The following is a 12,582-nucleotide window of genomic DNA, read 5'->3' as shown; positions in this document are numbered from 1 at the left end:
CTCAGTGGTAGACGAAGAGCGGGCAGGGCGGGTTTTCGGCCAGCTTGTGGGTGGTGGAGCCGAACAGCAGCTCGTGCCAGCCCCGATGGCCATAGGAACCCATCACCAGCAGGCCCGCTTTCATGTCGGTGGCCTCCAGGCGGAGCACCTCGGCAATGTCGACGCGCGAGGCCACCGGCGCTGCCTCTGCCCCATAGCCATGGCTGGCGAGATAGGAGACGGCGGCGGAAGCGTTGCGCGCGGCGGTCTCCTGGCCGGTATCCACCGACACCACCTTTACCCGCCGGCCCTTCGCGATGCCGGTGAGAGCGAACATCTGGAGCGCGCGCATGGCCGGCATGCTGGCGTCGTAGCCCACCAGCACGTCGCCGCCGTTCGGCATCTCCTCGCCGCACACCAGGAAGGGGCGGGGGGTGGCGGCCAGAAGCTGCGAGAGGAGGTCGGGCAGGGGCACTTCGCTTCCGGCGTGGAAGCCGGTGTCGTGGCCGGTCACCACCAAGTCGCGGGTTTCCACCGCCATCCGCAGCGCCGCCTGGGGATCGCCCTCGAACGAGAGCCATTCAAAGGGAATGCTGCGATCGGCACATTGCTGCTGGTATTGGGCGCGCAGGCGCTTCTGCAGCGCCTCCGACTCGGCGAGAAGCTCGGCTTCCACGCGCGCCTTCAGGGCGCTGGCACCGGCCCGGCCCAAGGTCGGCAGATCGAGGGCGGAAAGGTCGACGCCGGCCAGCCCTGCCAGGCCCGCGCCGGTTTCCTGCGCGAGCTTGAAGGCGGTGGCCCGCGCCGTCTCCGAGGCCGATGATTCACCGAGCAGGAGCAGAATCCGCTGGAGCATGGTGTCCCTCTTCGCTTCGGATGGCCGCAACGTCCCCGCAGGGCGGGGCAAGAGAATGGCTGTAAGGCCCTGCTTTCCCGAAGGCAACTCGCGCGGCGCGCGGAGGTGTCCGGGTCCGGGTTGCTGGGGAAAGCGGGTTTTTGCGGCCCGGGGCGCGGGCGCCGGCTTTCCTCGGGCGCGGGATCCATTATGGTCGCAGCCACCGGCCGCTATGCGTGCGGCGCTGATATTTGGAGCATCCATGCGGGTTCTGGTTCGCTTGACCCTGGTCGCCGGCCTCGCCCTCGGCCTCACCGCCTGCGACAAATGCGGCAACTGGTTCGGCCAGGGGCGCCCGGCCGCCTGCCAGGGTGAAACGCCCAAATAGCGGGCCTTCGAAGGGCTGCGGGGCGGCGCCGGCGTTGCATTTGCGCAGCCATGCCGCTATAAGCGCGCCTTCGCGCGGAACATGCGCCCCCCTGGAGGCGTGTTGCGCTGCGGAGCCATGCGGCCGCGATTGCGGCCGCTGGCCGTTTGAACCCTCAAGAATTCAGGATCAAGTGCCATGACCGCCATCAAGGAACTGAAGGCTGTGGCGCGCGCGCGGGCCGGCAAGGGGGCCGCCCGTGCCGAGCGCCGCGCTGGACGCGTGCCCGCCGTCATCTACGGCGAAAAGCAGGACCCCGTCACGATCTCGCTGGACTTCATCGAGGTCAACAAGGCCATCTATGCGGGCCACTTCCTCACCACCCTGTTCGAGGTGGACGTGGACGGCACGAAGCATCGTGTCATTCCCCGCGACTACCAGATGGACCCGGTGAAGGATTTCCCCCTGCACGTGGACTTCCTGCGGGTGTCCAAGGGCACGACCCTCACCGTGGAAGTGCCGGTTCATTTCGTGAACCAGGACGCCTCCCCGGCTCTCAAGGCGGGCGGCACCCTCAACGTGGTGGCTCATTCCGTCGAGCTCGAGGCTCCGGCTGACGCCATTCCCGAGGCGGTTGTGGTGGACCTCACCGGCGCCGCGTTCGGCGACATCTTCCACCTCTCCAAGGTGAAGCTGCCGGCGGGCGTGACCTGGGCCGGCCATGGCGACGACACCCTCGCCACCGTGGTGGCCCCGACCGTCTCCGCCGAGCCGGCCGCCGAGGCCCCGGCCGCGGAAGAGCCCAAGGCCTGATTGGCCATCCTGATTGGCCATCCTGATTGGCCATCCTGATTGGCTGATCGAGCGACCGGCTCCAGGGCCGGTCGCGTTCTCGCTGACGCGAATGACCTGATCCATTTCGGGCCGGAGGCGCCTCATGTTCCTGCTCGCAGGGCTCGGCAATCCCGGCCCGAAATATGCCGGCAACCGGCACAATATCGGCTTCATGGCGCTGGACGCCATCTGCCGCCGCCATCGTCTCGGCCCGCTGCGCAAGCGCTTTCAGGCCATGACGGCGGAAGGGGAGATCGGCGGCGAGAAGGTGATCGCCCTGTTTCCCGAGACCTATATGAATGAGAGCGGGCGCGCCGTGGGCGAGGCCATGCGCTTCTATAAGGTCCCCCTCGACCACATCATCGTCTTCCATGACGAGCTGGACCTGCCGCCGGCCAAGCTGCGCATCAAGAAGGGCGGCGGCAATGCCGGCCATAACGGGCTGCGCTCCATCACCGCCCAATGCGGCAATGACTATTGGCGGGTGCGGCTCGGTATCGGCCATCCCGGCGACAAGGCCATGGTCATGCCCTATGTGCTGGGCGACTTCGCCAAGGCCGAGAAGGGCTGGCTCGACGCTCTGTGCGACGCCTGCGCCGATTTCGCCGACCTGCTGGTGACTGGCCGCGCCGACGAATTCCAGAACCGCGCCCATCTGTTCATGGACGCCCAGGGCTTCGCCGACCCGAAAAGGGTGGGTGAGAAGGGCTGAGGGCGTCTGGTCCCGCAGCCGTCCTGCGGCGCCGCGCGGCAATTTGCCGGGCCGGCGCGTTTTCTTGCCTGAACCGGTTTCCCCTTCGCGCCAAAACCCTCTAAGAGCGGCGGCGAACATCCTTCCGTGTGCGCCAACCGGCGCCACCTCCACCTCGGCCGGCGGGAGCGGGTGCCCATTGGGGGTGCCTCCTTGCGCGGCCACGATGAGTTCGAGACCTGAGCCATGGGCTTCAAATGCGGCATCGTCGGCCTGCCGAACGTGGGCAAGTCGACCCTTTTCAACGCGCTCACGCAGACCGCGGCGGCCCAGGCGGCCAACTACCCCTTCTGCACCATCGAGCCCAATGTGGGTGACGTGGCGGTGCCCGATCCGCGCCTCGACACCCTGGCGGAGATCGCCGGCTCGGGCCAGATCCTGCCCACCCGCCTCACCTTCGTGGACATTGCCGGCCTGGTGCGCGGCGCCTCCAAGGGAGAGGGGCTCGGCAACCAGTTCCTGGCCAATATCCGCGAGTGCGACGCCATCGCCCATGTGGTGCGCTGCTTCGAGGATGGGGACGTGACCCATGTGGAGGGCAAGGTCTCTCCCGTCGACGACATCGAGACCATCGAGACCGAGCTGATGCTGGCCGATCTCGAAAGCCTGGAAAAGCGCCTCTCCACTCTGGAGAAAAAGGCCAAGGGCGCGGACAAGGAGGCCAAGGAGACCTTGGACCTCGTCAACCGCGCCTTGGTGCAGCTGCGCGACGGCAAGCCCGCCCGCATGGCCGAGGTGAAGCCGGAGGAGGAGAGGCTGTTCTCCCAGCTGGGCCTCATGACCGCAAAGCCCGTGCTCTATGTGTGCAATGTGGAAGAGGCCTCGGCCAAGGAGGGCAATGCCCTCTCCGCCCAGGTGTTCGCCCGCGCCAAGGAGGAGGGCGCCAAGGCGGTGGTGGTCTCGGCCAAGATCGAGAGCGAGATCGCCGTGCTCTCCCCCGAGGAGCAGAAGGAATATCTGGAGGCCATCGACCTCGACGAGCCGGGCCTCAACCGGGTGATCCGCGCCGGCTACGACCTTCTGAACCTCATCACCTACTTCACCGTGGGGCCGAAGGAAGCGCGGGCGTGGACCATCACCCGCGGCACCAAGGCGCCGGCGGCAGCGGGCGTGATCCATACGGATTTCGAGAAGGGCTTCATCCGCGCCGAGACGGTGGCCTATGAGGACTATGTGAAGTTCAAGGGCGAAGCCGGCGCCCGCGAGGCCGGCCGCTTCCGCCTGGAAGGCAAGGATTACACCGTCGCCGATGGCGACGTGCTGCACTTCCGCTTCGCCAACTGAGCGGGGCGGCCATGCCGGAACCGGTGGAGATCGGCCGCCTCACCTTCACGGAGGCGGAGATCCGGCGCTTTGCCGGCGCCTTCGATCCGCAGGGCTTTCATGTGGATCCGGAGGCGGCGCGGCAGTCGCCCTTCGGCGGCCTGGTGGCTTCCGGCTGGCATGTGGTGTGCGCCTGGATGGGAGCCTTCGTGCGCGCCCATCCCTCCGCCGCTGATTCGCCTGTGGATCATCCCAGCGTCATCGCGCCGGTGGGGGTGGGGTTTGGCCTGCAGGGGCTGGAATGGAAGGCGCCGGTGCGCGCCGGCGACACCCTGGTCTTCTTCACCCAGGTTCTGGAGGCGCGGGCCAGCGGCAGCCGTCCCGGCTGGAGCGTCTTCCACCGTCGCAACAGCGCCCGGCGCGAGGACGGTGTCGAGGTGATGGCGTTCGAGCTGCGCCACATGGCTCCCGATCCTGCGCCGGGGCGCGGCTGAGCGGACCCTGGCGCCCGCTGTCCACGCCCTTTCCGCGCGACAGCTTGACGTTTGCGTCATCCTCCCCTTGGATCGGGACGAACAGGGGAGGCGCGTGTTGCCGGATTTCTTCTACGAGGACTTCGTCGTCGGTGAGGTGAAGGCCTTTGGGTCCCACACCATCACCGAGGAGGAAATCGTCACCTTCGCGCGGGAGTTCGATCCCCAGCCCATGCACACCGATGCGGCCGCCGGGGCGAAATCGGTGCTGGGCGGGCTTTCCGCCTCGGGCTGGCACAGCTGCGCCATCATGATGCGCCTCATCTGCGACGGCTTCCTGTTGCGCACCGCCGGCATGGGCTCGCCGGGCGTCACGGAGAACAGCTGGCTGGCCCCGGTGCGCCCCGGCGACGTGCTGACCCTGCGCCGCACGGTACTGGAGGCGCGCACCTCCAAGAGCCGGCCGGAAATGGGCCTCGTCACCTTCAAGTTTGAGCTGGTGAAGGCGGACAAGACCGTGGCCGTCAGCCAGACCTGCCTCATCATGATCGGACGCCGCAACCCGGGGGCGCGCCTCGCATGAACTACTTTGAAGACGTGGAAATCGGCCTGTCCGCCACCCTCGGCAGCCACACCTTCACCCGTGAGGAGATCATCGCCTTCGCCACGGACTATGATCCCCAGCCCTTCCACACGGACGACGAAGCGGCCAAGCGCTCGCCCTTCGGCGCCCTGTGCGCCTCCGGCTGGCACACCGCCGCCACCTGGATGAAGTGCCTGATGGAATACCAGACGCGCTCCATCGCCGAGGGCAAGCCGGTGCGGGCGGCGGGCGCTTCCCCGGGCTTCCGCAACATGCGCTGGCTGAAGCCGGTCTATGCCGGCGACACCATCACCTACACCACGGCGGTGACGGAGAAGACCGCCAGCCGCAGCAAGCCCGAATGGGGCGTGGTGCGCTCCTACAACACCGGCACCAACCAGCATGGCGAGCTGGTGTTCGAGTTCGAGGGCGCGGTTCTGGTGCGTCGTCGCAAACTCTGAGGCCTCGCTGCGGGCGGTGGCGCGCGCCCATTGCAGGGGGGGCGCGCGTCGGTGTCCCTTGCCCCTGGCTGGCGCCCCTGCTAAGAGCCGCGCCATCCGCCGACGCGCGGTCTATTCCTCCCCATGAAAGACAGGTGATTCCCATGGCGATCGAGCGCACCTTCTCGATCATCAAGCCCGACGCGACCCGTCGCAATCTCACCGGCGCCGTCAACGCCGTGATTGAGAAGGCGGGCCTGCGCATCGTCGCGCAGAAGCGCGTGCTGATGACCAAGGCTCAGGCCGAGACCTTCTATGCGGTCCACAAGGAGCGCCCCTTCTTCGGTGAGCTCGTGGCCTTCATGACCTCCGGCCCGGTGGTGGTGCAGGTGCTGGAAGGCGAGAACGCCGTTGCGAAGTATCGCGACGTGATGGGCGCCACCAACCCGGCGAACGCCGCCGAGGGCACCATCCGCAAGCTGTTCGCCGAATCCATCGAGGCGAATTCCGCCCACGGTTCCGACAGCATCGAGAACGCCGCGGTGGAAATCGCCCAGTTCTTCGCCGGCAACGAGATCGTCGGCTGACGTCCGCAAGGACGTTCAAGGGGGTCTGGCACCGGACGGCCGGGCCCCTTTCCACCCGCAGCTTCTCACGGGTGCGTTGTTGTCCCGGCGCCGTTGTGCGGTGCCGATGTCGGCCCGCTCTGGACGCGACGGCCGCTTCACCTTAAGACACCCCGTCACAGGTGCCGCGGAGAGGGCGTTCCGCCCCGCGCGCTCTGCGACCCGCAGTTTCTCCGGCCGGCAGGGCTGAGCCTTCCGGATCCTCAGGCCAGCGACCCGCCGGCTTTCGGGGCCATCGGGCCATTGCGGAACCGACGGGACATTCCCATGGACTTCACTTCCCCCAACTTCTGGCTCTCGCTGCTGCAGATCGTCTGGATCGACCTGCTGCTGTCCGGCGACAATGCGATCGTGATCGCGCTCGCCTGCCGCTCGCTGCCCAAGGGGCAGCGCAAGTGGGGCATCGTGCTGGGCGCCGCCGCTGCGGTGGTGCTGCGCATTCTCTTCGCTCTCGCCGTCTCTCTGCTGCTCGGCATTCCGCTGCTAAAGGTGGTGGGCGCGCTGCTGCTGTTCTGGATCGCCATCAAGCTGGCCGTCGGCGATGATGATGACGGCCACGAGGTGGAGGCCGCCGACACCCTGTTCAAGGCGGTGCGCACCATCGCCATCGCCGATGCGGTCATGAGCCTCGACAATGTGGTGGCGGTGGCCGCCGCTGCCCGCGGCCACGCGGAACTGTTCGTGTTCGGCCTGTTGCTCACCATTCCGCTCATCGTGTTCGGTGCCCAGGTGCTGCTCACCCTGCTCCAGCGCCTGCCTGTGCTCATCTGGGCCGGCGCGGCGCTGCTGGGCTGGATCGCGGGCGACATGCTGGTGCGCGACACCCTTTCCGTGGACCTGCTGGCGCACCTCAACCCCGCTTTGGTGGTTGAGAACCACGATGGCCTGCACCCGGCGGCGCTGCCCCATTATGTGGCGAGCGGCCTTGGCGCGGCCTTCGTGGTGGCGGTGGGCCTGGTGATGCGTCGCCGCGCGGCTGTGGGCGGGGAAGCCTGAGCCGCACGCGGCATCTATCCGCAGGAAAGCCCTTGCTGCAGCTCGCAAAATGGGGCGACGGGGCGCGTCTGAGGCAGTTCCTTTCTTCAGGGAATGGGGACAGGCTTCAGCGCACCGGGTTGAAGCGTTTTCTTCACGCGAGCCGGTACCCACTTCGCTCCAAAACGCTCTAATGTTCCGCCCATGAATACGCGTGTTCCCCCGCCTTCCGATGCCGCCCGCGCGCGCGCCCTCGTGCGGGCCTCGGCCTGTCCCCATGACTGCCCCTCCACCTGCGCGCTGGAGGTGGAGATCGAGCCCACGGGCCGCATCGGCCGTATTCGGGGGGCGAAGGACAATGGCTACACGGCGGGCGTCATCTGCGCCAAGGTGGCCCGCTACGCGGAGCGCGCCAACCATCCGGATCGCGTGCTGACGCCACTGCGGCGCACCGGGCCCAAGGGCTCCGGCGCGTTCGCGCCCATCTCCTGGGATGAGGCGCTGGACCGGGTGGCCGAAGGGCTGCTGGCGGCCGAGCTGGCCCACGGGGCGCAATCGGTCTGGCCCTATTATTATGCGGGCACCATGGGCCTCGTGATGCGCGACGGCCTCAACCGCCTCACCCACGCCAAGGGCTATTCGCGCTTCTTCTCCAGCATCTGCGTGAATCCGGCCTGGAGCGGCTATCTGGCGGGGGCGGGCCGCATTGCCGGCGCCGACCCGCGTGAGATGGCGTCTTCCGACCTCATCACCTTGTGGGGCACCAATGCGGTGGCGACCCAGGTCAATGTGATGACCCACGCCATCCATGCCCGCAAGACGCGGGGCGCGAAGATCGCGGTGGTGGATGTCTATCGCACGCCCACCATGGAGCAGGCGGACCTGGCCCTGCTCATCCGTCCCGGCACCGATGGGGCGCTCGCCTGCGCGGTGATGCATGTGCTGTTCCGCGACGGGCTGGCGGACCGCGCCTATCTGGAGCGCTATGCCCGTGACACCGCGACCCTCGAAGACCACCTGAAGACGCGCACGCCCGCATGGGCCAGCGCCATTACCGGCCTGCCGGAAGCGGAGATCGAGGCTTATGCGCGGCTGGTGGGCACCACCCCGCGCGCCTTCTTCCGCATCGGTTACGGCGTCTCGCGCACCCGCAACGGGGCCGTGAACATGCATGCGGTGGCCTCCATCCCGGTGGTGAGCGGGGCCTGGCAGCATGAGGGTGGCGGCGCGTTGCATTCGGTGTCCGGCATCTATGGCTGGAACAAGACCCTCATCGAGGGGCTCGATGTGCGCGATCCCACCACGCGCGCGCTCGACCAGTCCCGCATCGGCCCCATCCTCACCGGCGACGAGGACGCGCTGGCGGGCGGGCCGCCGGTGAAGGCGCTGTTCATTCAGAACACCAATCCGATGGCGGTGGCGCCGGAGCAGGAGAAGGTGCGCGCGGGCTTCGCGCGCGACGACCTGTTCGTGGTCGTGCACGAGCAGTTCCTCACCGACACCGCGCGCATGGCCGATATCGTGCTGCCGGCCACCATGTTCACCGAGCATGACGACCTCTACCAGGCCGGCGGCCATCCCCACATCCTGTTCGGGCCGAAGCTGGTGGAGCCGCCGGGCGAATGCCGTTCCAACCACGATGTGGTGTGCGCCCTGGCGGCGCGGCTGGGGGCCAGCCATCCCGGCTTCGGGATGAGCCCGCGCGCGCTCATCGACCGCACCTTGCAGGCGAGCGGCCGCGGCACCCTGGCGGAGCTGGAGGCCGCGCGCTTCCTGGATGTGCGCCCGCCTTTCGCGGAAGCTCATTTCCTCGAAGGCTTCGGTCATTCCGACAAGCGCTTTCATTTCGCCGCCGATTGGGCCGGGCTGAAATTCAGCGCGCCGGGCAAGTTCGGGCCGGTGGGGGACATGCCGGCCCTGCCGGACCACTGGGGCGTGATCGAAGAGGCGAACGCCGACTATCCGTTCCGCCTGGTGACCGCGCCGGCCCGCAACTTCCTCAACTCCACCTTCAGCGAAACCGCCACCTCCGCCGCGCGCGAGGGGGCGCCCTCGCTGCTCATCCATCCGGACGACGCGGCGGCGGCGGGCATCGCCGAGGGCGACATGGTGGCGGTGGAGAGCGCGCGGGGCCGGGTGCTCCTGAAGGCGCGCCTGTTCGAGGGGCTGCGGCGGGGCGTGGTGGTGTCCGAGCAGATCCAGCCCAATCGCGCCCATCGGGGCGGGCTGGGCATCAACACTCTCACCGGGGCGGATCCCGTCGCCCCCGTGGGCGGCGCCGCTTTTCACGACAACCGCGTGCGCCTCGCCCGCGTGGAGGCCTAGCTCCGATCGACATTTAAGAGGCGCGTTCCTCTCCCGCTTGCGGGGGAGGAAGGGGCAGGACCGCTTCAGTGGTGCGGAGAATGGGAATTCTGGGCTTTCGGCATTTTCGAGGCATTGCCTTCCGCTCGCCCACCGCGGCCACCCTCCCAACGCTTTACCCCCGCCTTTCCCCGCACGCGCGAGAGGGTGCCGTGCCGTGAGGAACACGGTGGCGGTGAGCGACAAGCCGCGCCACACGCACTGAATGTCGATTGGACCCAGGGTCGGTACTTGATGCGCGGTGGTGGTGCTCGCGGGGGTCTGATTCAAGGCTTCTGAAAGGGAGCGTTGAAGAGTGCCAAGCAGCTTCAGCGGCTTAACGACGAGGAGTGGGCTCGGGTCGCGCCGCTGCTGTCGTGGGGACGCAAGGGCGCTCACCGTGTGGACGATCGCCGGGCGATCGCTGGCATTGTCTCTAGGCTCAGGGGCTGGACGCGGTGGCGCGACTGCCTGTCGGAGTTCGGCCCCTGCACGACAGTCTACACCGCTTCAACCGCTGGAGCCGGCAGGGGCTGTGGCCGCAGATGCTCGAGGCGCTGACTGGGCAAAGCGGCATCCTCGACCGAGCGGCCATCGACGCCACCCCATCAAGGCGCACCGCTCGGCGGTCGGCGCAAAAGGGGGCCTTTAGTCAAGCCATAGGTCAATCGCGGGGCGGCCATACCACCAGGCTCGACGGCCTGGCAGACGAGCGCGGCCGGCCCCGTGCGCTGTTGGTCAGCGCCGGGAACATCAACGACATCAGCATGGCTGCGGCGCTGCGGGGGAAAACGCGGGGCACGTTGAGCCGGCCATGAGGCAGGGGCAACGCCCTGTAAGTCCGTCCGCGTGAGCGCCAAACGCCCGCCGCAGCAAGGCGCTCCTGGCCGCTCCCTTCCCCCGTGGCGGGAGTGGGAGCGAGCCCCGGGGCCACGCCATGGTCCTGAAGCTCGATTGATCGGGGCGCCCGCGTGGCCGCGTACGGCTCAAGGCGATGGGCGCTCGTCTTGTGCCGGCTCTCTCGTGCCGCCAGGGGCTGGCAGGAGGGGGGGGGCACGAGGGGCCGTGTGCGCCTTGCGGATCGGGGCACGGCCTCTGGCTGGTTTCGTCGCGGCTGTGGGAAGGGCGTGGCTTCATGGGCCGGAGGCTGCGGAGGCCGGGGGCTGGGCGGCGCCCCAGCCTCTTTTCTGCCGTTGCCGCACGCGTGAGCGGGGCGCGGTGGGGACCGGAAAGCCCGGCGTCATCCCGTCCGCCCAATGCCGGAGGGGCTGGGATCAGACCTTCGGCGCGATCAGGGGCTGAAGGCCTTTTTCCACGCCGGCGATGTCCACCCGCTCGTTGGCCACGGTCAGCCGGCCGGCGGCCAGCAGTTCCAGGCCCTTGGGGTAGATCACATGCTCCTGGGTCAGGACCCGGTCGGCCAGAACGTCCGGCGTGTCGCCGGGCTCAATGGGCACGACGGCCTGGAGGATGATCGGCCCCTCGTCCATCTCCGCGCGCACGAAATGCACGGTGCAGCCATGCACGCGCACGCCCGCTTCCAGCGCCCGCTCATGGGTGTGCAGGCCCTTGAAGCTCGGCAGCAGCGAGGGGTGGACGTTGATCATGCGGTCGCGCCAGCGCTCCACCAGCCAGGGGGTGAGCAGGCGCATGAAGCCGGCGAGGCAGACGATCTCCACGCCCGCGTCCCTCAGCACGCCGTCGAGGGCGGCATCGAAGGCTTCGCGGTCGGCAAAGCCCTTGTGGCTCAGCACATGGGTGGCGATGCCGTGGGACTGGGCGAAATCCAGCCCCGCCGCATCGGCGCGATTGGAGAGCACCAGGGCGATTTCGGCCGGAAAGTCAGGCGCGGCGGCGGCGCGCACCAGCGCCGCCATGTTGGAGCCCCGCCCGGAAATGAGCACCGCCGCCCGTTTGCGGGCGGGAACACCCCCCTGATGCGCGCTCATGCCGGGAACCCGAAATCGGCGGAGCCTCCATAGACCACGTGGGGCGCGCCGGCGCCGGGCTCGATGACGCCCAGGCGCACCACGCTCTCGCCGCCATCGGCGAAGGTGTCGGCCATTTTCTCTTCGAGCTCGGCGGGCACCACCACGGCCATGCCGACGCCGCAGTTGAAGGCGCGCAGCATCTCTTCCGGCGCCACGTTGCCGGCGGTGGCGAGCCAGCGGAAGACCGGGGGGACGATGAGGTTGTCGAGGTCGATGCGCGCCAGGGTGCCCTGGGGCAGCACACGCGGCAGGTTCTCGGTAATGCCGCCGCCGGTGATGTGGGCGAGGGCTTTCACCGCGCCGGTGGAGCGGATGGCGGAAAGGCAGCTCTTTACATAAAGCCGGGTGGGGGCCAGCAGGGCCTTGCCGAGGCTCGTCTGCGGCGCGAACGGCGCCGGCTCGTCCCAGTTCAGGCCCGAGCGCTCGACGATGCGGCGCACCAGGGAGTAGCCGTTGGAATGCACGCCGGCCGAGGCGAGGCCCAGGATGACGTCGCCGGGGGCGACATCGGGGCGGGGCAGGAGGCCGTGGCGTTCCACCGCGCCGACGGCGAAGCCGGCGAGATCATAGTCGCCGTCCGCGTACATGCCGGGCATTTCGGCGGTTTCGCCCCCCACCAGGGCGCAGCCCGACTCGCGGCAGCCATGGGCGATGCCGGCGACGATGTTGGCGCCCACTTCCGGGGTGAGCCGGCCGGTGGCGAAATAATCCAGGAAGAACAGGGGCTCGGCGCCCTGCACCACCAGGTCGTTCACGCACATGGCGACGAGGTCGATGCCGATGGTGTCATGCACCCCGGTCTCGATGGCGATCTTCAGCTTGGTGCCCACGCCGTCGGTGGCGGCCACCAGCAGCGGGTCCGAATAGCCGGCGGCCTTGAGATCGAAGATGCCGCCGAAGCCGCCGATATCAGCATCCGCGCCCGGGCGGCGGGTCGCCTTCACCAGCGGCTTGATGAGATCGACGAGGCGATTGCCGGCGTCGATGTCGACGCCCGCATCACGATAGGAAAGTCCGTCCTGAGCCATCGGGTCCTCGCGGCAGGGGGCGCGTCGGCTGCTGACGCTGGCCACGCCCTGACCAATTGGGCGGCAGGCGCCCTTGCGCCCACCCCCGGCGGAT

At 68.6% G+C, this 12,582-nt stretch carries 14 protein-coding genes; 11 read left to right on the top strand and 3 right to left on the bottom strand.

The annotated features are described in order from the left end of the window. Nucleotide 1 precedes the first annotated feature (1 nt). Entirely contained in the window at nt 2–835 is an 834-nt protein-coding gene (locus tag L0966_RS07730; protein WP_234051266.1) for a universal stress protein, read from the bottom strand. Between the two features lie 241 nt (nt 836–1,076). Between L0966_RS07730 and L0966_RS22220 the strand changes: the two genes are divergently transcribed. From L0966_RS22220 to L0966_RS22480, 11 genes are all read left to right on the top strand, one after another. Beyond that, entirely contained in the window at nt 1,077–1,202 is a 126-nt protein-coding gene (locus L0966_RS22220; RefSeq protein WP_255684199.1) for a hypothetical protein, read from the top strand. Nucleotides 1,203–1,379: 177 nt separating this feature from the next. Then, entirely contained in the window at nt 1,380–1,994 is a 615-nt protein-coding gene (locus L0966_RS07725; protein ID WP_234051265.1) for a 50S ribosomal protein L25/general stress protein Ctc, read from the top strand. A 124-nt stretch (nt 1,995–2,118) separates the two neighbouring features. Next, entirely contained in the window at nt 2,119–2,727 is a 609-nt protein-coding gene (pth, locus tag L0966_RS07720) for an aminoacyl-tRNA hydrolase (protein WP_234051264.1), read from the top strand. 225 nt (nt 2,728–2,952) lie between these two features. After that, complete coding sequence (gene ychF, locus L0966_RS07715) at nt 2,953–4,050, top strand: redox-regulated ATPase YchF (protein WP_234051263.1); 1,098 nt, start codon at nt 2,953–2,955, stop codon at nt 4,048–4,050. An 11-nt stretch (nt 4,051–4,061) separates the two neighbouring features. Next, nucleotides 4,062–4,523: a MaoC/PaaZ C-terminal domain-containing protein gene (locus L0966_RS07710; RefSeq protein ID WP_234051262.1), complete on the top strand. Its 462-nt coding sequence runs from the start codon at nt 4,062–4,064 to the stop codon at nt 4,521–4,523. Nucleotides 4,524–4,617: 94 nt separating this feature from the next. Continuing rightward, the gene (locus L0966_RS07705) at nt 4,618–5,085 is read left to right on the top strand and encodes a MaoC family dehydratase (RefSeq protein WP_234051261.1); all 468 of its coding nucleotides are present in this window, start codon (nt 4,618–4,620) and stop codon (nt 5,083–5,085) included. Further along, entirely contained in the window at nt 5,082–5,546 is a 465-nt protein-coding gene (locus L0966_RS07700) for a MaoC family dehydratase (protein WP_234051260.1), read from the top strand. Before L0966_RS07705 ends, L0966_RS07700 begins: the two co-directional genes overlap by 4 nt. A 143-nt stretch (nt 5,547–5,689) precedes the next feature. Further along, complete coding sequence (ndk, locus tag L0966_RS07695) at nt 5,690–6,112, top strand: nucleoside-diphosphate kinase (protein WP_234051259.1); 423 nt, start codon at nt 5,690–5,692, stop codon at nt 6,110–6,112. 306 nt (nt 6,113–6,418) lie between these two features. Next, entirely contained in the window at nt 6,419–7,147 is a 729-nt protein-coding gene (locus L0966_RS07690) for a TerC family protein (RefSeq protein WP_234051258.1), read from the top strand. A gap of 183 nt (nt 7,148–7,330) precedes the next feature. Continuing rightward, a complete protein-coding gene (locus L0966_RS07685; protein WP_234051257.1) occupies nt 7,331–9,451 on the top strand; it encodes a molybdopterin-dependent oxidoreductase in 2,121 nt (706 codons plus the stop codon). A gap of 327 nt (nt 9,452–9,778) precedes the next feature. After that, complete coding sequence (locus tag L0966_RS22480) at nt 9,779–10,030, top strand: transposase (RefSeq protein WP_370640642.1); 252 nt, start codon at nt 9,779–9,781, stop codon at nt 10,028–10,030. A 713-nt stretch (nt 10,031–10,743) separates the two neighbouring features. On the opposite strand, the gene purN is transcribed toward L0966_RS22480, so the two are convergent. Beyond that, nucleotides 10,744–11,418 carry a phosphoribosylglycinamide formyltransferase gene (gene purN, locus L0966_RS07680; RefSeq protein ID WP_234051256.1) on the bottom strand — a complete coding sequence of 225 codons (675 nt, stop codon included), beginning with the start codon at nt 11,416–11,418 and terminating at the stop codon, nt 10,744–10,746. Continuing rightward, nucleotides 11,415–12,488, bottom strand: a complete 1,074-nt coding sequence (gene purM, locus L0966_RS07675) for a phosphoribosylformylglycinamidine cyclo-ligase (RefSeq protein ID WP_234051255.1) — start codon at nt 12,486–12,488, stop codon at nt 11,415–11,417. The genes purN and purM overlap by 4 nt, the downstream gene beginning before the upstream one ends. Nucleotides 12,489–12,582: the final 94 nt, after the last annotated feature.

This window comes from Xanthobacter sp. NM-59, assembly GCF_021401125.1.
GTDB lineage: Bacteria > Pseudomonadota > Alphaproteobacteria > Rhizobiales > Xanthobacteraceae > Xanthobacter.
Note: the sequence above shows the minus strand (reverse complement) of the source record. Positions and strands in the feature narration are given on the sequence as shown.